Origin of the sequence: Cohnella cholangitidis (genome assembly GCF_014107495.1) — a bacterium.
In the GTDB taxonomy this organism is placed as follows: Bacteria; Bacillota; Bacilli; order Paenibacillales; family Paenibacillaceae; genus Cohnella; species Cohnella cholangitidis.
Window position 1 is genome coordinate 4912680 of sequence record NZ_CP041969.1, and the last position, 23313, is coordinate 4935992.

At 52.1% G+C, this 23313-nt stretch carries 15 protein-coding genes; 9 read left to right on the forward strand and 6 right to left on the reverse strand.

Features of this window, described 5'->3' with window-relative positions:
- Positions 1–75 precede the first annotated feature (75 nt).
- On the forward strand, positions 76–945 hold the full coding sequence (locus FPL14_RS22635; RefSeq protein ID WP_182299876.1) for a MurR/RpiR family transcriptional regulator: 870 nt from the start codon (positions 76–78) through the stop codon (positions 943–945).
- Positions 946–994: 49 nt separating this feature from the next.
- Here FPL14_RS22635 and FPL14_RS22640 read toward each other — a convergent pair whose 3' ends face one another.
- The 3 genes from FPL14_RS22640 to FPL14_RS22650 all read right to left on the reverse strand — a co-directional run bounded on the left by FPL14_RS22640 (position 995) and on the right by FPL14_RS22650 (position 4616).
- The gene (locus FPL14_RS22640) at positions 995–1867 is read right to left on the reverse strand and encodes a carbohydrate ABC transporter permease (RefSeq protein ID WP_182299877.1); all 873 of its coding nucleotides are present in this window, start codon (positions 1865–1867) and stop codon (positions 995–997) included.
- 21 nt (positions 1868–1888) lie between these two features.
- The gene (locus tag FPL14_RS22645; RefSeq protein ID WP_229263622.1) at positions 1889–2638 is read right to left on the reverse strand and encodes an ABC transporter permease; all 750 of its coding nucleotides are present in this window, start codon (positions 2636–2638) and stop codon (positions 1889–1891) included.
- A gap of 361 nt (positions 2639–2999) precedes the next feature.
- A complete protein-coding gene (locus FPL14_RS22650) occupies positions 3000–4616 on the reverse strand; it encodes an extracellular solute-binding protein (protein ID WP_182299878.1) in 1617 nt (538 codons plus the stop codon).
- Between the two features lie 373 nt (positions 4617–4989).
- Between FPL14_RS22650 and FPL14_RS22655 the strand changes: the two genes are divergently transcribed.
- The 4 genes from FPL14_RS22655 (at position 4990) to FPL14_RS22670 (ending at position 11453) form a co-directional block, all read left to right on the forward strand.
- Positions 4990–6186 (forward strand): anhydro-N-acetylmuramic acid kinase, encoded by a 1197-nt coding sequence (locus tag FPL14_RS22655; RefSeq protein WP_229263623.1) that lies wholly within the window; start codon positions 4990–4992, stop codon positions 6184–6186.
- Positions 6187–6208: 22 nt separating this feature from the next.
- The gene (locus tag FPL14_RS22660) at positions 6209–7354 is read left to right on the forward strand and encodes an exo-beta-N-acetylmuramidase NamZ family protein (protein WP_182299879.1); all 1146 of its coding nucleotides are present in this window, start codon (positions 6209–6211) and stop codon (positions 7352–7354) included.
- Between the two features lie 81 nt (positions 7355–7435).
- Positions 7436–8233 carry an N-acetylglucosamine kinase gene (locus FPL14_RS22665; RefSeq protein ID WP_229263624.1) on the forward strand — a complete coding sequence of 266 codons (798 nt, stop codon included), beginning with the start codon at positions 7436–7438 and terminating at the stop codon, positions 8231–8233.
- Positions 8234–8513: 280 nt separating this feature from the next.
- Positions 8514–11453: a KAP family P-loop NTPase fold protein gene (locus FPL14_RS22670; protein WP_182299880.1), complete on the forward strand. Its 2940-nt coding sequence runs from the start codon at positions 8514–8516 to the stop codon at positions 11451–11453.
- Between the two features lie 43 nt (positions 11454–11496).
- On the opposite strand, the gene yhbH is transcribed toward FPL14_RS22670, so the two are convergent.
- Both yhbH and FPL14_RS22680 read right to left on the reverse strand, forming a co-directional pair.
- On the reverse strand, positions 11497–12642 hold the full coding sequence (gene yhbH, locus FPL14_RS22675; protein ID WP_182299881.1) for a sporulation protein YhbH: 1146 nt from the start codon (positions 12640–12642) through the stop codon (positions 11497–11499).
- A 378-nt stretch (positions 12643–13020) separates the two neighbouring features.
- Positions 13021–15558, reverse strand: coding sequence for a glycosyl hydrolase (locus FPL14_RS22680; RefSeq protein WP_182299882.1), 2538 nt, complete (start codon positions 15556–15558; stop codon positions 13021–13023).
- 338 nt (positions 15559–15896) lie between these two features.
- On the opposite strand from FPL14_RS22680, the gene FPL14_RS22685 reads away from it, so the two are divergent.
- Positions 15897–18059, forward strand: coding sequence for an alpha-galactosidase (locus tag FPL14_RS22685; RefSeq protein WP_182299883.1), 2163 nt, complete (start codon positions 15897–15899; stop codon positions 18057–18059).
- A 44-nt stretch (positions 18060–18103) separates the two neighbouring features.
- On the opposite strand, the gene FPL14_RS22690 is transcribed toward FPL14_RS22685, so the two are convergent.
- On the reverse strand, positions 18104–18943 hold the full coding sequence (locus FPL14_RS22690) for an AraC family transcriptional regulator (protein ID WP_229263625.1): 840 nt from the start codon (positions 18941–18943) through the stop codon (positions 18104–18106).
- Between the two features lie 116 nt (positions 18944–19059).
- On the opposite strand from FPL14_RS22690, the gene FPL14_RS22695 reads away from it, so the two are divergent.
- From FPL14_RS22695 to FPL14_RS30085, 3 genes are all read left to right on the forward strand, one after another.
- Positions 19060–20223, forward strand: coding sequence for an exonuclease SbcCD subunit D (locus FPL14_RS22695; protein WP_182299884.1), 1164 nt, complete (start codon positions 19060–19062; stop codon positions 20221–20223).
- Positions 20224–20359: 136 nt separating this feature from the next.
- Complete coding sequence (locus FPL14_RS22700; RefSeq protein ID WP_229264006.1) at positions 20360–22522, forward strand: AAA family ATPase; 2163 nt, start codon at positions 20360–20362, stop codon at positions 22520–22522.
- On the forward strand, positions 22438–23310 hold the full coding sequence (locus tag FPL14_RS30085) for an SbcC/MukB-like Walker B domain-containing protein (protein ID WP_229263626.1): 873 nt from the start codon (positions 22438–22440) through the stop codon (positions 23308–23310). The genes FPL14_RS22700 and FPL14_RS30085 overlap by 85 nt, the downstream gene beginning before the upstream one ends.
- Positions 23311–23313 lie beyond the last annotated feature (3 nt).

The following is a 23313-nucleotide window of genomic DNA, read 5'->3' on the forward strand; positions in this document are numbered from 1 at the left end:
TTTGATTCTATCGAACGCTCTGCGTATAATGAGAATAATTTTCCTTTTCTATAAATATTGGGGCGGGTGATAGATTTGACGAATATAGAAATCCGCATACGTAATGTCTATAGCGCCTTAAGCAACTCCGAGAAGAAAGCGGCGGATTACTTTCTTGCCGATGTCGAGAGTCTGTTTCATCTACCGATCGCCCAACTGGCGGAGAACGCCGGCGTTAGCCAGGTCGCTTGGGTCAGGCTGGCCAAAGCCCTCGGCTTCGACGGCCTGAAGGACATGAAGCGAAGCTTGTTCAGCGAGCTTAACAGCGGTGCGGCGGAGGACGAAGACAAGAACCGTTTCATTTTTACCGATATCAAAGATTACGCCGGACTCCCGGATGTTTTCAAAGCGATCAAAAGCAGCAGCATGCAATCTATCGAAGATACCATTAGCCTGCTTAACGCCGAAGTGGTAGACGCGGTCGTGCGGAAGCTCATCGATGCGCGCTCCGTCAAGCTTTTCGGCGTAGGTGCATCCGCGCTAGTGGCCGAGGATTTCTACAACAAGCTGCTGCGCATCGGCAGCAACGTCTGCTTCAGCCATGACGGACATATTCAGTTGACCTACGCGGCCAATACCCGGGAAGGGGACGTCTGCTTTTTCATCAGCCATTCCGGCATGACCAAGGAAGTGAACGAAGCTTTCGACATCGCCTCCCAAACCGCCAACGCGACGATGGTTTCCTTGACCCGGCTGGGCAAAAATCCGTTGGCCGCCAAATCCGACTACGAACTCTACACGTCGTCGCCGGAAACCAATCATCGCAGCGGCGCCATGAGCAGCCGGATTTCCCAACTGATCGTCATCGACGTGCTGTTCACGGCCATGGCCAACAGAAACTACGACAATGTCATCCAAAACCTGGTTCGGAGCTCCGAGTCGTGCCGGAATTACAGGAAGTTCTAGAAACAAGGCGATCGTCGGGACCTTCCTTAAGGGGGATCTTCATGGCCGGTTAGCCCTTGACCGATCCGACCGTTAACCCGGCGACGAAGAAGCGCTGCAACAGCGGGTAGAGAATGATGATCGGCAGCGTCGACGTAATGATGACCGCCGATTTGATCGACATGGCGATCGTGCTCTTGTCGGCCGCTCCGGCTCCGTCTCCGACCATGGCCGTTCCGTTGACGATATTGCGCAGGAAAAGCATGACCGGATATTGATTCGTATTGAGATAGATCAGGCCGTTAAACCAGTCGTTCCAGAAGAAGACGGCGGTGTACAAACCGATCGTGGCCAGCGCGGGCGTGGACAGAGGCAGGATCACCCGCTGCAATATTCCGAAATAATTCAAGCCGTCGATTATGGCGGCTTCTTCTATTTCCGCCGGAATGGCCCGGAAGAAGTTGATCAGAATGATCAGGTTGAACTGGTTGATGGCGAAAGGGATCAGCATCGCCCATACCGTGCCGGTCAGGTGAAGATCGGAGATCAGCAGGTAGGTCGGGATGAGTCCGCCGGAGAAAAACATCGAGAAAACGATGAGCATCATGACCAGCTTATGCCCCTTGAGAAATTGCTTGGACATCGCATAGGCGAACAGGGCGCTCATGAACAGGGAGATCAACGTTCCCCCGATGGTATAGAATATCGTATTGCCGTAAGCCTTGAAGAAGTTCGGATAAGTGAAAATCTGGTTGTACGCTTCGAAGTTCAAACCGACGGGAAAGAGCGAGACTTTGTTGTTGATGATCGCGTCGGGGCTCGAAAGCGACAGTGCCAGCATATAAAGAAACGGGACGAAGCAGATCAGGACGACGACAACCATAAAACCGTTGATAAGCACGTCGCCGATCGTCAGGGGCCGATATTTTCGTTGTTTGTTCATGCGGTGCCGCTCCTTTCCGGGTTAGTAGATGCTTTCGCCGGACATTTTTTTGCTAAGCCAGTTGGTGCTGGATACGAGAATGACGCCGATGACTCCGCTGAACAGTCCGATGGCCGTCGCGTAGGAATAGTTCTGGTTCATGAGGCCGGTACGGTAGACAAGAGTGTCGATAATGTCGCTTACCGCGGCGTTGGACGGCGTATAGAGCAGCAGCACTTTCTCGAATCCGAGGCTCAGGAGCGAACCGACGTTCAGGATCAGCATGACCATGATCGTGGACATGATCGAAGGAATGGTCACGTAGATCACCTTCTGGAACCGGCTGGCGCCGTCGATGTCCGCCGCTTCGAACAGCTCGCGGTTGACGCCGGTAATGGCGGCCAAATAAATAATGGCGGTCCAACCCGTATATTGCCACGTTTCGGTAAGGATGTAGATCGGACGGAAGTACTGCGGTTCGTTGACGAAATAAATCGGATCCATGCCGAACAAACTGCCGAGCACCCGGTTCAGCAGCCCGGAGCTGGGGGAGAGAAGCTCGCCCAGAATCGCGATGACGACAACCGTGGAAATAAATCGCGGCATATACGAGATGGTCTGCACGAATTTGCGGAATCTCTTCGAGCGCACTTCGTACAGCAACAAAGCGAAGATGATCGGAATCGGGAAATTGATCAGGATGTTCCCGAACGACAGGATAAGCGTATTGTTGAAAGCGCGCCAGAAGGCCGGGTCCTGAAGAAAACGTTCGAAGTACGCCCATCCGACCACTCGGTGCCGTAAGGGCCCATGCCGGGACGGTAGCGCCGGAAAGCCAAGACGTTGCCGATGAGCGGAGCGTATTTAAACAGTAAAAAGTGGCACAAGGGCAGCAACATCATCACGTAAAGCTGCCAATAACGGCGAAAATGGCGGCTCGACGAAGAACGCGGGGTAACGTTATCGCGCGGAGACTTGGAAACCATCGTCGTATCGGTCATAATCTTTCACCTTCTTTGCTGGGTTGAGGGAGACGGCGAAGCCGCGCGTACCCGGATGAACAAAGACCTGCCGCAAAAAAATGTCGGTCAACCCGTGACTCCATTTTTCCTGGCAGGCCTTTATTCAAGTCATTGGAATTTCCGGAATCCGTTTATTTTTTCAAGTTGTCGTTGTACATTTGAGTGAATTTCTCGATCTGCAGCGTCTTCATTTCTTTCACGTATTGATCCCAGTCCTTATCCAGGCTCTTCTTGCCGGTCAGGAACCCGTCGGCCCACACTTCGAACGTGTCGTAGAGAGGCGTCTGCAAGGATGCGGCTTCCTCGGCCGTCATGTCGTCGAACATCGGCGTCGGAGGAATCGCCTGAATCGGATCTTGCATCGCGGCTACCGTAGCGTTGATCTGGCTGTAATTTTCGTCGTACTTCGTCATTTCGCGCGCGTTGACCCACACCAGCTGGGTAACGTCGGAACCGGCGCCGTAGTTCAACTGCATCGTTTTGTAGATGCCGTTAGGAGAGTTGACGATTTCGTCGGAATACTTGATTTTGTCGCCGTCCATCGTGTAAGTTACGCCTTCGGCGCCAAGACCCCAAATTTTCGAGCCCTCTTCGGAGAAGAAGATTTCGTCGACTTTTTTGACCAGTTGTTCGAAATCCTTGCGGTCCGCCGTTTTCTTAGGGAACATGATACCGGAACCGGTTCTGCTCTTTTGTTGGTGGTGAGCTCCCGCCGGGCCTGCGAGCGGCGGATACATTTGCAGGTCGAATCCGGCTTCCGTCGCCGCGCCTTCCACGCCGCCGATTTGGTCGTAATAGGCATAGGAAGCGAAGGACTTGCCGGTCGCGAGCTTCGTGGACCACTTGTCTCCGTCGATCGGGTCGGCCATTTCCGGATCCAGCAAACCTTCCGCGTACAGCTTGGAGAAGAACTTCATGTATTCTTTGTATTGGTCGCTGATGGCGCCCGGGAAGTAGGTTTGGTTCGCATAATCCCAGCTGAGCGTTCTGGAGCCGTCGGCGCCGTTCTTGCCTACGCTGATGCCGAAGGAAGGCATCGTCATGCGGTACAGAACCCGCGGGCCGGCGAGAATCGTCAGCGGATAGGAATCCGGGTTTTCCGCCTTGAATTTCTTCAATACGTTGTACAGGTCGTCGAACGTTTTCGGCTCTTGGAGACTGTATTTCTCCAGCAGATCCTTTCTCAGGATCAGGCCGCCGTCGTAAAACGGCTTATCGTAAAGCGATGGCAGATAGTAGCGTTTGCCGTCCTTCAGGTTGAGATCCGCGAGATCCTTTTCCAGACCGAATTCCTTGGCTTTTGCATTGAAGTTAGGAGTCCAATCGGAGTAATCGCTGATCGGCACGATAGCGCCGTTCAAAGCCAAGGAGGCGTTCTCCCCTTTGGTGGATTGGTACAGAATAACGTCCGGCGCGTTGTTGCCGGTATTGAGCGCGAGAGAAACTTTCGTCTGGTAGTCGGCGATCGGAATGACTTCGAAATCGATATCCACGTTGAAACGTTTCTCGACTTCCTGGACGACCAGCCAATCTTCCTTGAAAGGCAGCGTCGCGTTGTCGGAGTAGAAGACGGAAAATTTCAATTTGTCTTCCGTCTTGCCGGAGTCGGTCGACGCGGGCGAGCTTGAGCTCGCGCTTGGCGACGGCGAAGCGGATTCGCCGTTGTTGTTCTTCGAACTGCATGCGGCGAGCGATGACATGACCATGATTGATGCAAGCGCGAGAGAAACGATTTTTTTCTTGGACATACGTGTGATGACCCCCCTGATTTTGATTGAAAGAAGGTTAGGCGGAACTACTTTCGAGAGCTATTCGCTGAAGGATTGGAAGCGGTTCCATTTTCCCATGAGCGAATAATAACATATTTTATTTCAGTGGTCAACGATGTTTTCTGAAACTTTATTTCAAGATTGATAAGAGATATTTTCCTTGCAATGCGGGTTATCGAGTCGGGGATGATCAAGAATTAAAAAACTAAAATTAACAATAATATATGAAATATTGTTTCAAATATGATTGACGAGTTTGCGGGCGGCGGAATAAGATTAACCTCAGAAATATACAGAGAAGAGCGTCTGAGGGGTTAGAACGGAACTCCGAAACAGGAGGAGGAGAATGGGAATGATGAGCTCGAATAAGCATTTTAATAGTCGCCGTTACGCCGTGGGCTTGATGTCGGGAACTTCCGTGGACGGCATTGACGCCGCGGCGATAGAGATCGTCGATGGAGTTGCCGGAGAACGGCCGCAAACCAAATTGCTTGCCTTCGAGAATATGAGTTATCCGGTAGCCGTACGGGAAGAGATTTTCGCGTTATTCGATCCGAAGACGGCCACGGTAGACCGAGTAGGACGCATGAACGTATTGCTAGGCGAGCTGTATGCGAAGGCGGCGCTATCCGTGATCGCCAAAGCCGGACTCGTAACGGAAGATATCGCGGTGATCGGTTCGCACGGACAGACGATCTATCATTCTCCGGAAGCTCAACCCTGGGAGGATCTCGACTTGCGATATACGGTACAGATCGGCGAAGGAGCCGTTATCGCGGCGAGAACGGGCATCCCTTGCGTCTCCGACTTTCGCCCGGCCGATATGGCCGTAGGCGGACAAGGAGCGCCGCTCGTTCCATTTACGGAATACTTGCTCTATCGTGAGTTAGATCGGACCCTATTGTTGCAAAATATCGGCGGTATCGGCAATATAACGGTTCTCCCCGCTAACGGATCTCCCGAACAGGTATACGCTTTCGATACCGGTCCGGGAAATATGCTGATCGACGGAGCGGTAGCGCGCCTGTATCCCGGACGAACGATGGATACGGGCGGGGAGATCGCCCGAGAAGGCAGCGTGCATTCCGGCCTGCTGGAACGATTGCAGCAAGAGGAATATTACAGGCTTCCGTTGCCGAAATCGACGGGAAGAGAGCTATTCGGCTCATCCTACGTCGATGGATTGCTTCGTTACGGACAGGAGTATCGGTTGTCTTCGAACGATCTGATCGCTACGGTGACGAAGCTTACGGCTTGGTCGATCGGCGAAGGGTATCGCCGATTTATTCGGGATTGCAATCCGGCGGAAGCGATGATCGTCGGCGGAGGAGGAAGCTATAATCCCGTGCTGATGGCATATATCGAGCAGGAATTTGAGCCGATGGGCGTTAAGGTGCTGACCCAAGAAGACGTCGGACTGAACAGCGACGCCAAAGAGGCGATCGCCTTCGCTTTGCTTGCCGATTACGCATTGGCCGGACGGCCGAACAACCTTCCGAACGTGACGGGGGCGAGGCGGCCAACGGTTCTAGGTAAAATATCATACTAAATTGTAGAGGAGCCAAGTCGCCATGAAGATCCGAAACGGCATCGACTGCATTTCCGAATACGGCCATCTATTCGAAGGGAAGCGCGTGGGACTCATTACGTCGCCGACAGGCTTAAACTCCGACTTCGTATCCACGATTCGAATCTTGCATGAGAAGCATCAATTAGCCGCGATGTTCTCTCCCGAGCACGGCGTACGCGGAGATCAACAGGCTGGCGCTCTAGTGGACACTTATGAGGATCCGATCACGGGCGTCCCCGTATACAGCTTGTACCGTCAAGATTCCAAGCGGCTTACGCCGGAGATGCTGGATGCGGTGGACGTTGTCGTATACGACATTCAGGACGTCGGGGTCAGGTATTATACGTTTATCTACACGATGCTCTACGCCTTGGAAGATTGCGCGAAAGCGGGCAAGGAATTCGTCGTGCTCGATCGGATCAATCCGTTGGACGGCATGACTGTCGAAGGAAATATTCTTAAGCCCGGCTACCGGTCGTTCGTCGGCAACTATCCTCTAACCGTACGATATGGGCTGACAGCCGGCGAAGTAGCGACGATGGCTAACGAGCAAATGGATTGGAACGGAAAGCTGAGCGTCGTAAGGTGCGAAGGCTGGGAACGGAACATGCTGTTTCCCGATACCGGCCGCATTTGGGTGCAGCCGTCCATGGGGCTTCCGCGGTTTGAAGCGGCGCTGCTATATTCGGGTACCTGCTTGTTCGAAGGCACGAATCTATCGGAAGGAAGAGGAACGACCTCGCCATTCGAAATGATAGGAGCGCCTTTCATAAACGCCGAGCGGCTGGCGGACGAGATGAACCGCAAGAAGCTGCCGGGAGTTATCTTTCGTCCCGTCTTTTTCAAGCCGACCTTCTCCAAGTATCAAGACGAGCTGTGCCGCGGCGTCCAAGTTCACGTAACGAATGCGCGAGCCGTTCGCGCCTTGGAGACGGGAGTCCATTTGATGTTTACGATCAAGCAGAGTTACGAGGAGTTTGCTTTCCTGCCGCCGATCAAGGAGAATAGCAGGCCTTTCATCGATTTGTTGGGAGGCGACCGGTTATATCGGGACTCCGAACCAGCGGACGTACCGGTCATGCTGGCGCAATTCCGGGCGGAAAGCGAAGCGTTCGCGAAGCTTAAGGAGCGCTATCATCTTTATTAGCGGAGAGGTCGAGGAGAAGCGACTCGGGAATCCGTGTCCCAATATGAGCCTTGCGCGGCTCGGATAAGGAAGTGACCAGCGATGAGATACGTAGCCGGCATGGATGGCGGCGGAACTAAAACCGCGGTGATTATCGCCGATGAGCGGGGTACCGAGGTACATGCCTTTAATTCCGGGCCGATTAATTATAACGGGCAGGACGAAGAAAGCATCCGCCGCAGTTTCGCGGAGATGTTCGAGACGATCTGCCGGGTTTGCGGCGGGTTGGAGCATTGCGCGCAATTGTGCATCGGAGCGGCCGGCGTCAGCAATCCGGCGGTCGTTTCCCGATTGACATCCCTTGCGCGGGAGTGCGGTTACCGGGGAGGAATCCTCGTTACGGGCGATCATGAAACGGCGCTGCGCGGCGCGTTGGATAGCCCGTACGGCATCATTCTGATCGCCGGTACCGGATCCATTTGTTACGGGATGAACGAATCCGGCTTGACTCATCGCGCCGGCGGCTGCGGATATCTCATCGATGACGAGGGCAGCGGTTACAGCATCGGCCGGGAACTCGCCGCGGCCGTCGCGAGAGCGAACGACGGCCGGATACCGCCTACCGCGATAACCGGACTCGTATACGGACGGTTGGGGATTGATTCGGTCCGTGAACTCGTCGGTTTCGTGCACGATAAGCGGACCAACAAGAAGGACATCGCCGCTCTGGCCCCCTTGTTGTCGGAAGCTTGCGCGCTCGGCGACGAGGCTGCGCTCGCCATCGCTCGCCGGAGCGCGGAGGCATTGTGCGAATTGGTCCATCCCGTCGTTGAAAGGCTGGGTCAACGGAGCGGAAATCTCGCCTGGCCGGGAGCGTCTTGCTCCATAACGGGTTCGTGAGGTCCGAATTGATCGGGTTGTTAAAGCAGGATTATCCGGATTTGGACGTATTTCCCGCTAAGAGAGAGGCGGCTTTGGGCGCCGTTCAAATCGCGTTGGAACAATTGCGCTAGCATTCACGGGATATATCGTATAGATCTTAATTGGCCATGATAAGCTGTTCTCAGCTCTCATGGCCTTTGTTCATGCTGCACATATCGTGCAATCTTGTCGGGATTTGTTGTTTGATAATGTGATACTATAGATAAACCAGATCTTACCAATGTACGGAGATGAAGCAATGAGAGCCGCGGACGGGAAATTAGAGGAAAAATATGCGAGATCGCTTGAAAGGCAAAAGGAATACAATGAAAAGCGATTTTTGCTGGACGAAGAGTTTAAGGCATGGGAGAACGCCAAGCAACGGAAATTAAAAGAGGAAAAAGAATACAAGTCGTTTTTCTTAGAGCAGCGGGCCAATAATCTGGACGGGGAAGAAAACGGACCTGTTAAAATGGCAATCGATCAACTAAGGAAAGACGGCAATGCCGATCGAAAGCCTTTTTTCTTTTACATAAAAGAGATATTATTCGTGCTTGTTTTTATTGTGTTGCTAACGTCCGGGTTGCTGGCGCTTAGGTTTTACACTAGTCCGGCAACCGATTGGCTGACTGCATATAAAGCATTTACCTATGTGGCATGGGTAGGTTATTTGTTATTGGCAGCTACCGTTATTTTGTTCTACTGTGCACTAGGAGTAAGAAAAAAGGGGAATAATCCGCCTTTATTTGAGCTGTCCAGCGATCGTCTGGTTCTTATCGTATCGATCTCGATTATCGGAAGCCATGGATTGGATCGACGGTTGGTAGACGTATGGACGATTTCAGAAAACCCGCATATCGGTTCATGGATGTCGCTATTTTCATTTTACGCTTCCGTATTGGCGCTTGCTTATTTACTTGCCGGAATCGCGCTTGCTTTCGTTAGAGGCAATGAAGGGGAAAATCATGTACCTGCGGCGATCAATTCCGATCGGCCGATCGGCGATTGGACGGAAGATTTATTATCGAGAAGAGAGTTTGCCGAGCATATCACCCGTTTTATTTGCAGACGAGGAGAAGACAGTCTTACGGTAGGGTTATTCGGGGAGTGGGGGTCAGGGAAAAGCTCCATTTTTAATATGACGAAGGGGTTAATTCCAAAGAAAAATACGATCGCTTTCGAATTTAAGCCATGGTATTTCGGCGTAAATACGCACGATATCATTCACAAATTTTTGCTTCAATTTCTGGAAGAGGTTCAAGCCGACAAGCAACGTAACGTTCAGTTGAACAAGCTGTTGCGCAAATATATCCAAGCTTTGGCGTCTGTTAGCTTAAGGCCGCCCGGAGCCGTAATTTCCGTTAAAGATTTTTTGGATAAAAGTTTCGCGGACGTCGATTCGTTAAGCGTCAATTCGTTAAAAAAAGAAATCGATGCATGCTTAAAAAAGCTGGATAAGAAAATCGTAGTGTTTATAGACGATATCGATAGATTGGATTCTCAGGAAATCCAAATGGTGTTTAAAGTAGTGCGCCTCGTTGCGGACTTTCCGAATACCATCTATATATTAGCCATGGACGAGCAAGTTATCGTTGATGCGCTCGGTGCTTCTTTCTATAAAGAATTGAGCATTGGAAAAGAAGAGTCGAGAAAATTGGGACAGAAATATTTGGAGAAGTTTATTCAAGTTCCATTGTATTTGCCCAAAGCGGACTACCAAGCTGTCGCAAAGTTATGCTGGAACGGATTGGAACGGACATTGGAGGAGATAAATTCAAAAATTTTAGACGATACGGAAGCTCCAAAGGCCGAGGAGTTTGTTTACCAAGCCACATTCCTGCATTTGACTCCGCGGAACGTCAAACGTTACTTGAATTTGGTCGAAGTATTCGTCCCGATGATGGAAGACAAAGTGAATGCCCGTGATTTGCTGTATTTATTGTTAATTAAAGTTACCTCACCTTCCTTATACGAACATATTTATTATCACAGCATCCTGTTCTTAAATGAGTTTAAGGAACCGAATAGCGCCCAAAACGCGTACAACAGCTTGATTAACGCGATTCCCGATATTGCAGCTTACTCTAACATTCTCGTCGAATTATTTCCGCAAACTACTTCTATGTTTAATAGTCGCAAGCGTACGGATCAAGATAAGGAGCAATGGGAAAAGCAGCGAAGAATTTGCTCCGGTAAACATTTCGCGGAGTATTACACCTATGCGATCAACGATTTCGTCACCAAACAGGATATCGAGAAATACGTATCGAGCCTTTCCGGCTCCGCCGATAAGAAAGAGCATATCTCAGCCTATTCACGTCTTCTGGAAAGGGCATCGGCATTTGAATTAAATCAAATGATCTTCGAGCGAGTTGCCTCTGACGATAGCGTGAGAATAAAGATCAACTATATGGATGTATTGATTTCCCGATATAGCGCGCTGTTCGACAAACGGAATGAAAAAGAAACGAGTCTCGAAAAACATTTTACGCTTAAGGCGATTATGGATATTGCGCTATATGTTAAAAAGAGTATCCCGGAAACATCGCTCTTTTATGATACACATGCAAACGGGACGCTAGGAGTCATTGCGAATCTTTATGGCCGCTATCACGAAGTAGAGGGTATGCCGGATTTAGCAAAGATGTTTTTAGATCGTATCGAGAGTTACAATTCCTTAGATCATTTCATCGATAGTATGTTTATCAACGATTCGCTTCTGATCTTTGAATTGTGGACACAAATAGACTCTGTCCATAAAGAACGTATCTTGAACAAATGGCTTGGAAATATAGATCAACTTGAGCAGTTGATCCGTCTTACGTATGAATTTAATTATGACTTAACAACCCCGATAGAGAAGCAGGACGAAAAATCCATCCTTTATCCGCTATATCAGACCTTGAAACATCTGCCCTTGGACACAGTGGTACGCATTATCGGAAGTCATGACAAATCTCTGTCGTCAAATGAGATAAATGGATTCATCGAGGTTTATTCCAATCTCGATACTCTTTTGTACCGTTATTTCCGAAAATTATACGAGGAAGCAAAAGTAAATAACACCAACGTATTCAAAACGGACGCAACAATCAATTACGCCGGTCTCGTGAAGAGCAAAGGTTACAAAGCAGGTTGGATTAAATCGTTTGAATTAATTAGTGAAATCGAGCTATATCATTCGGAATTACGCCAATAATCCCGCTAGCTGACCCTCAAAAGTCAGCTTAGCGGGATTTGTTTCACACCGCCGCCTCCCGTTTCCGGAAGAAAGTCTTCAAAGCGTTATAAATCTCGCCCTTCTCTTTAATGACGTAATAGAGAAACTGCTGATGCTCCAGGTGCTTGTAAGCCGACATAAGAGTACTGCTGCGGTTGTATTGGTTGACTTCCCCGTAGCCGAAAATATTCGATCTCTCCAACAGTTCCTTGATCAATCGAACGCAACGCTCGTTATCGCTCGTCAGGTTGTCACCGTCCGAGAAGTGGAACGGATAAATGTTGTACAGCGACGGAGGATACCGGGAGTCGATGATTTCCAACGCTTTGACGTATGCCGACGAGCAGATCGTGCCGCCGCTCTCGCCGCGGGTGAAGAATTCCTCCTCGGTCACTTCTTTCGCTTCCGTATGGTGCGCGATGAACACGATGTCGACTTTCTCGTATTGGCGGCGGAGGAAGCGGGACATCCAGAAGAAGAAGGAGCGAGCGCAGTACTTCTCGAAGGAGCCCATCGAGCCGGACGTATCCATCATGGCCAAAATAACCGCGTTGTTCTGCGGCTTTACGATTTCCTCCCATGTTTTGAAACGAAGGTCGTCCGGCGATATTCCGCCGATCTCGGAGCGGCCTTCGCGGGAATTTCTGCGCAGATTTTCGAGAATCGTCCGCTTCTTGTCGATGTTGGACATGATGCCTTTGCGCCGAACGTCGGTAAACCGCACGTCTTTGACCTCGATCTGCTGTTTGTCTTTTTTCTTCAGGTACGGCAGCTCCAGCTCTTCGAATAGCATCGTCTCGAGCTCAGCGATCGAGATTTCGGCTTCGACGACGTCGTCGCCGGGCTCCGATCCCGCGCCTTCCCCTTTGCCGCCCGCCGGCGTCGGATCGACTCCGAGCACGTCCCCGACCTGACTGTCGCCGTTGCCTTGCCCGACGTGTTTTTTCTTGTTCGTGTTGTACACGAAGTGGTATTCGTCGAGGCTGCGGATCGGAATTTTTATAATTTGGCGCCCATCGGACATGACGATATTTTCTTCGGAGATGAGGTCGGGCAAGTTCTGTTTGATCGCATCGCGGACTTTCTGTTGATGGCGCGCTTGGTCCTGGTAGCCTTTGCGATGAAGCGACCAATCTTCTCGGGACAAAATAAACGAGGGATGATTCATGGGCAACCCCCTATCGCTTTATTTTTGAAAGGATGTGTATTAATCAATATATTCAACATCGGCCAAAGGATGTGTGCGTATATTGGGGACAAGAAGCTGTGAGATAGCGTTATGGGATCGCTTTATTCGCTGCGAACTACCGTGAGGATCGACCAATAGGGTTATGGCGTAACGCTTATGGCTTCCAATCATCGATTTTGAGCAGGATTTTGTGAAATAACTTTACGGTATCACTCTATTCGCTGCTGAACTACCTCGACATGAACCTATAGCGTTATGGGATAACGCTAAGCTCGATAGGTGCCCAAACGTCGGAAACGAAACAGCCCTCTACGCAATCGAGTTGCGATAGAGGGCTGTTATTGTTAGAGGAGTTTATTATTTTGCCAGAACGACATCGTCCACGTAAGCATCGGCCGTTCCCGAGCCCGTGAACGACTCGAATTTAAGCCCGATCGCGCGGACGTCGTTACGGTTTGCTGCTTGCGCCAGCGCAATCGAGAGCGTCGTGAACTTGCTCGAGTCGATATCGACCATGCCGCCGTCCGTCCACGACCAGTCCGACCCCGATTTAATATACAAGCGTGCTTTGGCGGTGCCGGCGGACAGTTTGACCTTGGCGCTGATCGTAGCAACTGCCGATAGGTCAAGATTTCCGACTTTGACGATTTCGAAATCCGTTCCGGCAAACGAGAAATTCGTCGCGAGCGCATGAGTGCCCTCGGCGGCCGCGGCAGTCGTGATGGATGGCGCGGTTGCGCTGGCATTGTTCGCTTCTACTTTCCAGTCCGGCGTATCCGATTCGAAACCATACAACAGACCCGGTTGCGCAGCGGTGCTTCCCGATCCTTCGCCGCCGTTCGGTACGCCGCCCGTGCCGTCGTCGTAAACATGGATATCGTCCAAATACAGAGTGCCGGCCGTTCCCGTGCTGCCATCCGCCTTATTCACATAAGTAGCGAAAGACCGGATTTCCTTCAGGTTTTCTTTCGTCATCACCTTGCCGGCATTGGCGGTATCCCACGATGCCGGTTTGAATTCGCTGAACGGGATCTCCACGTAACCGGCCGTCGTACCGGCTAAGGAAGGGTAAGCCTCGAAAGAAATGCCGCTGGCATTGACTTGGATAACGAATTTGTTGCCGCTGCCGTCCGGCTTCAGCCATAGCTTGATCGTGTTGGCGTCCGACCAGTCCACGCCCTCCATGTTTTTCACTTGGCCCGTATAGCCTTGACCGTCTACCTTGTACTCGAATTTCAAGCCGAACTTGCCTTCGCCTTTGTTCGTGTCCTCCAGCGTGATCGTATTCAAATCTCCCGCGGGACTGTAAGCCGCATCGAGCAACTCGTTGCTGCCTTTGTACGTTTCAAATTTATCGACTACGTGGGGATCGGTATTCGCAGGCGTGTCGCTGACGAATACTTGGATCGTTTGCGTAAGCGCGGCGCCGTTCTTCGCATAGGATTTCACGGTCAGCGTCGTGCCGGATTCGTCAAGAGCTTGGCCTGGCGTCCACGCTGCCGTATAGTAGAAACCTTGAGCATCCGCCTTCATCGGATACTCCGTCTTTCCTTCGCCGATCCGATAAGTTACTTTCGCAACGTTCTGGTTCAGGACGCGGGCGCGAATCGTCGTTGTGGTTGAAGCCGGTACGGTTTGCATGGCGGTAGGGGAAGCGACGTGCATGAACGGAGCTTCTTTCGCCGCCGTGATCTTCTTATCGAAGGCGCCGGTCACTTCGTTGCTGAACGCCGTATAAGGGTCTTTATAATATTCGATAAAATCGGGAAGCAGCTCATGGTCTCCGAGGCCGCCCGGCGCATTCTTATACGGAACGTAGATGTTGTCCGTGTTGAAGTTCGCCCAAGTCAGCATATAAGCCATGCGTTTGGCGTCTTTATCGGATTTCAACGCATTAATCAGCTTCGTATAAAATTTAAGGTCTTGAGTTCCCGTCGGCTTAACGCCGGAGTATCCGAATTCGGTGAAGGCGGCCACTTTGCCGCGGGCGTCCGCTATGCGGGAGACGAGTTTGGCGTCTTGGACGACCGCTTCGAACCAACCTGCGGTTTTGCCGTCGTAGTAAGTGTCGAAGCCGAGAATATCGACATATTCGTCCCCCGGATAAGTTTCAAGGAACGTGGCTTCCGTCTGGTTGAACGGGCTGCCCGGCGAGAACGCGTACAGGAAGTTATGGACGCCTTTCTTGTCCCGTAAATATTCGACAGTATAACGATAGATTTCGATATATTGAGCTTTCGTACGGTAAGGGGCTCCCCACCAGAACCACCCGCCGTTCTGCTCATGGAACGGGCGGAAGATCACGGGAATGAGCTTGCCTTTATCGTCTTTCAGATGGTTCGCGAAGTCCGCGATCATATCGAGATAGTCGTTGTAGGCCGCATTCTTGTCTCCGCCCGGCAGAATGTGCGTCAGGACGTTGCCTTTTGTATCGTAGAAATCGTTGCCCGTGACGAAGTTCGGCATATGCGCGCTCAGCGCCAACACTCCTCCTTCCTTGTGCGCGGATTTCATAACCTTAATCAGATTGTCCCTGTTTTGTTTTCTCGAATCCGTCAACGAACCGGGTTTCTCATATCCCGCAAGGCTTAGCGTATCCCATCCGAACATGCCCGGAAGGTCGCCGACGGCGTTCTTCGCCTCGGATTGCGTTCCGTCCTTGGCGGTAATGGAGATTCCTTCCGTCGTCGCGTGCTGGTGGCCGAATAAGATCTCCTTGCCGCGAATGCCGCTCAAATAAGCGAACAGGGATTTGGTCTCTGCCGTCGCTTTCGAATCCGTGAAGTTAATGCTCTTGCTTTTGCCGGCAGGAGCGGCGGCAGCCGCGGAAGAGAGCGACGAAGCGAGCAAAGTTGCGGAAACCAACGCGACAAGCCATTTTCTGGTGATCATCATGAATATCCTCCTTTAATGATAGAGTTATTCGTATTGTGTTGTTAGTTAATGTTGTTTAATAGTTAGACTAAAAACAAATAACAACACAAAACGAATACTCGATTGTAAGCGCTTCGAAATGGATTATACTACATAAATCTGAAAATATAACAGAAAAATTTGTTATTTATCTCATTTTGTTATCACTAACTAAAGTTTAATATTATTTTGTTATGCAATTATCGTAAAATCTTTCTTTATTCCATACACAGGAAGCATCATGCCATTTACCGATAAATCGCCCGAAGCTATGCTGAAGTGAAAATAGGTTTTTCCAACAAATAAAAGGAGTTGTTCCCGTGAGCATCTACATAGACGAAAAGTCGCTGTTGTTCCACATGCAAGCCAAAGACACGAGTTATATCGTTCAGATCCTTAATGGATATCCGTTGCATGTATATTGGGGTCAAAGACTTCGTCACAACGGCAATCTAGTTAATCTTCGGCACTTATCCAACGAGAAAAACTTGGACCGCTTGCCGCAGGAATATCCGCAGTACGGATCCGGGGATTACCGGCAGCCCGCTTATCAAATTCAGCTCGAGGACGGCAGCCGAATTACGGAGCTCGTCTATAAGGGCTATCGAGTGCTGAAGGGAAAACCTTCGTTGGAGGGGCTTCCCGCGGTATACGTCGAGTCCGAAGCGGAAGCGGAGACGCTGGAATTGGAGATGGAAGATTCCTATTCGGGCATTAAGGTTGTAGTTAGCTACAGCGTGTTCGAACATTTTAATGCGATCGCGCGGTCAGTAAGGTTTCTTAACGACGGCGAGAAACCCGTTCGTCTTCTGCGCGCGTTAAGCGCAAGCGTCGACATGGACAAGTCGGGCTATGAGATGATTTATCTTGCGGGAGCTTGGACGAGGGAAACGCATCTGAAACGGAGACCGATCGGTGAGGGAGTAACGCGGCTTGAGAGCAGAAGGGGAGCGAGCGGTCACCAGTTGAATCCTTTCTTAGCTCTCGTTAGCCCGAGCGCGAATGAGGAACAGGGCGAGGTTTACGGCTTCAGCTTGGTATACAGCGGCAACTACGTTGCCGACGTGGAAGTGGATCCGTATCATTCCGTAAGGGTGTCGCTAGGCATTAATCCGTTCGACTTTGCTTGGAGGCTTGAGCCGGGGGAGAGTTTTCAAACGCCGGAGGCCATCATGGTTTATTCCGCGGAAGGCGGATTAGGGGAGATGTCCCGTACGTATCATCGTCTATACCGGACAAGGTTATGCAGAGGAATTCACCGGGATCGGGAAAGACCTATTCTCGTCAATAACTGGGAAGCGACCTACTTCGATTTCAACGCGGAGAAAATCGAATCGATAGCCCGAGCGGGAGCGGAACTCGGAATCGAATTGTTCGTATTGGACGATGGATGGTTTGGCAAACGCAACGATGACCGGACTTCGCTCGGAGATTGGGCCGAAGACCGGAACAAGTTGCCGAACGGGCTTAGAGACCTAGCGAAACGGATAAACGAGCAAGGATTGCAGTTCGGATTATGGGTGGAACCGGAAATGGTATCCCCGGACAGCGATCTGTACCGCGCCCGCCCGGATTGGTGCTTGCATGTGCCCGGCCGCCGAAGAACCGAAGCCCGAACGCAGCTCGTGCTCGATTTTTCACGGCAAGAGGTGCGGGATTATATTTTCGACTCGTTAAGCGAAATTTTCCTAACCGTGCCGGTATCCTACGTGAAATGGGATATGAACCGCAACTTAACCGAAGTCGGATCCGCCGCGGCGCCGCCGGAACGCCAAATGGAAATCGCCCATCGCAACGTGCTGGGGTTATACGAATTGCTGGAACGATTAACGTCCGAGTTCCCTCATATTCTGTTCGAAAGTTGTTCCAGCGGGGGCGGGCGCTTCGATCCCGGGATGCTCTATTACATGCCGCAGACGTGGACGAGCGATAACACGGATGCCATGGAACGGCTGAAAATCCAATACGGAACCAGTCTCGTTTATCCGATCAGCTCGATCGGCGCGCATGTGTCGGCCAGCCCGAACCATCAAATCGGCAGGGTTACGCCGCTAACGACTCGCGGCGACGTCGCGATGTCCGGGAATTTCGGATACGAGCTTGATCTGACCCGATTTACCGAAGAGGATAAGGATGTCGTCAAACGGCAAGTCGCGTTATACAAAGATATTCGGCCGCTCGTGCAGCAAGGGGAATACTATCGGTTGAAAAGCCCTTTCGAAGGTAACGAGACGGCATGGATGTTCGTGTCCGAGGATCGGACGGAGGCGCTCGTCTTTACCTTCAAGGTGTTGGCCGAGCCGAATACGCCGCAGAAGAAGCTTCGGCTCAAAGGGTTGAATCCGGATTATGATTATTTCGTCGACGAGGGAAAGGCTCCTTGCGGCGGAGACCATCTGATGCAAGTCGGTCTAACGATACCGTCTTCGCATGGCGACTTTACAAGCAACCTTTTCCGGTTGAAAGCAAGCACAGCGATTTAATATCGCAAGCCATTCTCCGCGATTGGACGCGGGGAGTGGCTTGCTTAGTCTAGGCGGGCATATCTACGCGTTCTGCTGCCGATATTGCATGGGAGACAAGCCTTTGAGCTTCTTGAATATTTTAGAGAACAGCAAGGGTCTTCATAGCCGACGGACCTGGATATATCGCTAATAGACAATTCGCGGTTGACCATCAACTCGCAAGCTTTTTGAATGCGATAGTGGATTAAATATTGTTGAAGGCTTGAATTCATACGAGCCTTAAACAGGGAACACAAATAATTGCGGTTCAAGCCGATAAAATTCGCGATTTCGCCGATCGCGATCTTTTCGGAATAGTGCATCTCGATAAAATCGACCGCTTGGTTCACATATCTTTCTATCCGATCGTCTCTTCTCTCCGGTAGAGTCGTATTCGGGCTGTGCTCTACGATCAAAGCCATCATGGAATAGAGCAATCCGCTTAGCCGGATGTCCCTTGCCTTGTCAGATGGTTTGGTCTCGATCATCGCCAACAGAATCTGATGGATTGCATCGTCTTTATCGTAGCCGAAAACGGGCGAGCTTGCGGATAGGCCTCCCTGTTTGAGATAGGCTTCGGCTTGTCGGCCGTTGAACCCGATCCAGCAATAATGCCATGGCGTCGAACGGTCGGCTTGATAATAAGTAACGACGTCCGGACAAATCAAAAAACCTTGGCCTTTGCCGAGCCGATAAGTAACCCCGCCAACCTCGAATAAACCCGATCCTTCAAGGATGTAATGCATGAGATAATGATCTCTTAAGGCAGGCCCGTGGTCATGTCCGGGAATGCATTGTTCGATTCCGTATTGGGTTAAGTACAAATCCGTTTGTCGTACATTGCGAGGCAAATATTCGATCACGGGCGGGACTCTCCTTTTTCTTACCATTATAAATGACTCCCGCTCTTCGTGCAGATAGATTAAAATAAGGAGAATGGAAGTTCGCGATCAAAAGATGACTAGGGAGAAAAAGCTTAATGAAATTTATACATACCGCCGATTGGCATTTGGGCAAGCTCGTACAGGGCGTATATATGACGGAGGATCAGCGTTACGTGCTGAAGCAATTGGTAGAGACGGTGGAAAGGGAACGTCCTGACGCCGTCGTCGTCGCCGGAGATCTTTACGATCGGGCTATTCCGCCGACGGAAGCGGTCGACTTGCTGGACGAGCTGTTTCAGACGATCGTAATTGAATTGAATACGCCGTTGCTGGCCATATCCGGCAACCATGACAGCCCGGATCGGCTCAATTTCGGAACGGCTATTATGGAAGCGAGAGGGCTGCATTTGGTCGGCCAGCTTAAGCAAGTTCATAAACCGGTCGTGCTGCGAGACGAGTTCGGTGAAGTCCATTTTCACCTCGTGCCGTATGCGGACCCGGCGCAGGTGCGTTTTACGTTGGAGATGGAAGAAATCCGCTCCCACGACGACGCGATGAAGGCGATCGTCGGAAGGATCGAAGCTTCGATGCATCCTTCGGCGCGTCATGTGTTCGTCGGACATGCTTTCGTGACGCCGGGCGCAACGCCGGAGGAAAACACGAGCCAGTCGGAACGTCCTCTGTCCATCGGTGGAGCGGAATACGTGCATTCGGAATATTTCAAAGCTTTTCAATATACGGCGCTCGGCCACTTGCATCAGGCGCATTACGTATCGGACGAGAAGATCCGGTATTCCGGTTCGCCGTTGAAATATTCGATTTCCGAGGAAAACCACAACAAAGGCTTTCTAATCGTGGAGATGGACGGAGCGGGTAACGTCGCCGTCGACAAGAGAGAGCTGAAGCCGCGCCGCGACATGCGCCGGGTTAGCGCGCCGATAGAAGAAATCGAGAACCATCCGATCAATGAGGATTACGTGTTCGTTACGCTGCTGAACGACAATCCGGTGCTCTTCCCGATGGAGAAGGTGCGCGCCGTGTATCCGAACGCGCTGCACGTTGAACGCAAAGCGACCATCGGGGCCCATGCGAATGACGAAGCAAAGGAGAGCGTTCCGGCAAGAAGGGAAGCCGATCCGGTAACGTTGTTCAGCGCGTTCTATCAGGAAGTGAAAGGCGTGCCGCTTACGGAGGACAAACAGCGCCTATTCGCGGATACATACGAGGAAGTGCTTCGCGAAGAGGGGGGCGCCGTATGAAGCCGATTCGAATCAGCATGACGGCATTCGGGCCTTATCGCGATACGGAGACGATCGATTTCGGCGTGCTGGAGAACCGTCGCCTGTTCGTGATCTCCGGGAACACGGGGCAGGCAAGACGACGATCTTCGATGCGATCTGCTTCGCTTTATACGGCAATGCCAGCGGGGAAGATCGGGCGGAGACGCGGATGCTGCGCAGCCATTTCGCCGCGGACGAGGAGCATACTTCCGTCGACTACCATTTTTCGGTGGGCAAACGAACGTACCGCGTCTTTCGCCAGATGGCGCATCGAAGAGGGACGAACAAGAACGAAACCGGAGGCAAGGCGGAACTGTACGAGACGACTTCCGGCACGGAAGTGCCGTGCATCGATCGCTTTACGGTTTCGGACGTGAACGCGAAGGTGGAATCGGTCATCGGCTTGACGAGGGAACAGTTCAGCCAGATCGTCATGCTGCCGCAGGGAGAATTCCGCAAGCTGCTTACGTCCGACACGGAAAATAAAGAGGAAATATTGCGCCGTATTTTCCGGACGGGACTGTACCAGAAAATAGAAGACCGGTTTCAACGGCAGCATCGCGAGCTTCAGGAGTCGCTAAAGCAGGCGAAGGCGATGCAAGACCTCTATGCGAAGCAAGCGCAGGAGACGTTGCCTCAGCGAGAGGAAAGTTTGCTGACGGCCACGCTGCGTCAGGAATATAGCAGCATGGCGCAAGTGTCTCAAGGGCTCGTGCAAGAGATGGCCTATTACGACGGACGGGTTGCGGAGCTTGAGCAAGGAAGAGCGGCGCTTAGCGGTAAGCTGCAAGCGCAGGAAGCGGCGCTGTTGGAGGCGCTTGCGCTTGACAGCCGTTTCGCGCAATTGGCGGAGAAGCGTTCGCAAGCGGAGCAACTGGAAGCTCGCAAAGCGGAAGTAGGCGAGAGCGAGCGAATCGTACGGCTGGCGGAGCAGGCCGCCAGGATCGAGCCTTACGAGGAGCAAGCGCTAGCGGCGTCTCGGCAGTTGGAGCTGAAGCGAGCTTTTTACGAGCGGAAGCTTCTGGATGCGGCGGAGGCGGAGCGCGGGCACGCCGTCGCCGAGGAGCGGTTCCGAAGCGAGGAATCGCGCGACGCGGAGCGGAAGGAAGCCGATCGGGAGCTTGCTCGGCTGGCCGAGCTTAAGCCGATCGTGCAGACGCTCGAAGAGCGCAAGGTCGCGGTCGAGCGGCTGGCCGCGGATGAGCGCGGGGCGTTGGCCAAGCGCGAGTCGGTAGAGCAGCGGCTTGGCGCCCTTCGCGAGGAGAAGCGCAGCAAGGCCGAGCGGTTGAAGCTGGCGGAGACGGAAGCGGCGAAGCTTGCGGATAAGCTGCAGCAATACGAGCAGATGAAGAATAAATATAAGCTGCTCAAGGAAATGGCGGAACTGGACAGGCGACTCGCGGAGCTGTCCAAGCATGAAGCGGAACGGGAAAAAACCGTTCGTCTGTTGAGCGCCGAGCATGACCGGTTGGAGTCTCTTTGGTTGGAAGGGCAAGCGGGATTGCTGGCCGCGCATCTTCATGACGGCAAGCCATGTCCGGTATGCGGGAGCGAGGAGCATCCGGATAAGGCGATCGTCGTGGCGAGCGTTCCCTCAAGAGAGGGACTTCAAGCCGCCAAGGACAAGCTTCGGCAAGCCGAGCAGGAACTTAACGAAGCTAAAGCGCAAGCGGCCGCCGCGAGCGGGGGCAAGAACGAGAGAGAAAGCTCGTTCGCCGAATACGGAATTACAAGCGAGCCTTTCACGGAGCAGTTGATTCGAGCGGAAACGGAAGGCAAGCTTCTTCGCGCGGAGACCGATAGGTTGAAACAGCAGGCAGATGTCGCAGCTTCGCTAAGACAGGAAGGCGAGAGATTCGATCTTGAGTTGGATAAGCTTCAAGCCGAGCGGGAGCAATTGCTGGCCGAACAACATCGGCTGTCCGTCGACCGGAACGCCAAACAATCCGTCCTCGACAATGAGTTGAGCCGAATTCCGGAAGATTTAAGATCGCCCGCTCAGTTGAATGCCAGAGTCGGTGAGCAAACGGCATACGTGAACAAGCTGAACCTCGCTTGGCAGGAAGCGCAGCGCAACTGCAAACCGCTAAGGCGCGTCTCGTCGAAGAGAGAGCGATCGTCGTACAAGCCGCGGGGCAGTTGGAAGAGAGCGACCGCCAACACGGCCAATCGCGGCAACGATTCGAGGAGGAATTGGCGAAATCCGGCTTGGCAACGGAAGAAGCCTATCAATCCGCTAAGCTTCCTGAAGCCGATAGGCTTAACCTTGCCCGGCTGATCGAGGAGTTCCAGTCCGCAAGCGCGGCGTTGCTTCTTCAGGTCGCGGAGCTCGAGCGGGAATTGGCCGGACGATCGCGCCCGATCCTTGGCGTTCTGCAAGAGGCGATCGCAGGCTTGAAAGATCAGCTAGAGCGGATCGCTTCCGAGCTTCATACCGTGTCGGCCTACAGGCAAGAAGCGCATCGGCTGCTTGCCGCGATCGAGAAGGCGGTCGAACAGTTCCGCGAGTTAGAATTGAAGCAGCAGCGGGTTTCCGATATTTATCAGATGCTGAAAGGCGATAACCCGCTCAAAATCTCGTTCGAGCGTTACATCCTGATCGAGTTTCTGGAGCAAATTCTTCACGCGGCGAACGTTAGGCTGAACGATCTTTCGAACGGACAGTTCAAGCTCGAACGCAGCGACCGCTTGGAGACGCGAGGCAAGCAGAGCGGTCTAGGATTGGACGTCTACGACGCATATACGGGACAGAACCGCGACGTTAAATCCATGTCCGGGGGGGAGAAGTTTAACGCCTCTCTCTGCTTGGCGCTCGGAATGACGGATGTCATCCAATCCTATCAAGGCGGAGTTTCCATTGAGATGATGTTCATCGACGAAGGCTTCGGATCGCTTGACGAGGATTCCTTGAACAAAGCGATCGCCACGCTCGTCGACCTTCAGAGATCGGGCAGGATGATCGGCGTCATCTCGCACGTACAGGAACTGAAACAGGCATTTCCCGCCGTGCTTGAAGTCAGCAAGACGAAGGAAGGCCACAGCAAGACGGCGTTTATCGTCAAATAAAGA

What these genes read in the sequence shown, in the direction of transcription:
- FPL14_RS22660 (WP_182299879.1), top strand. Translation starts at nt 6,209, where the DNA reads ATGAAGATCCGAAACGGCATCGACTGCATTTCCGAATACGGCCATCTA.
- FPL14_RS22695 (WP_182299884.1), top strand. Translation starts at nt 19,060, where the DNA reads ATGAAATTTATACATACCGCCGATTGGCATTTGGGCAAGCTCGTACAG.
- FPL14_RS22655 (WP_229263623.1), top strand. Translation starts at nt 4,990, where the DNA reads ATGATGAGCTCGAATAAGCATTTTAATAGTCGCCGTTACGCCGTGGGC.
- FPL14_RS22680 (WP_182299882.1), bottom strand. Translation starts at nt 15,558, where the DNA reads ATGATGATCACCAGAAAATGGCTTGTCGCGTTGGTTTCCGCAACTTTG.
- yhbH (WP_182299881.1), bottom strand. Translation starts at nt 12,642, where the DNA reads ATGAATCATCCCTCGTTTATTTTGTCCCGAGAAGATTGGTCGCTTCAT.
- FPL14_RS22640 (WP_182299877.1), bottom strand. Translation starts at nt 1,867, where the DNA reads ATGAACAAACAACGAAAATATCGGCCCCTGACGATCGGCGACGTGCTT.
- FPL14_RS22665 (WP_229263624.1), top strand. Translation starts at nt 7,436, where the DNA reads ATGAGATACGTAGCCGGCATGGATGGCGGCGGAACTAAAACCGCGGTG.
- FPL14_RS22670 (WP_182299880.1), top strand. Translation starts at nt 8,514, where the DNA reads ATGAGAGCCGCGGACGGGAAATTAGAGGAAAAATATGCGAGATCGCTT.
- FPL14_RS22650 (WP_182299878.1), bottom strand. Translation starts at nt 4,616, where the DNA reads ATGTCCAAGAAAAAAATCGTTTCTCTCGCGCTTGCATCAATCATGGTC.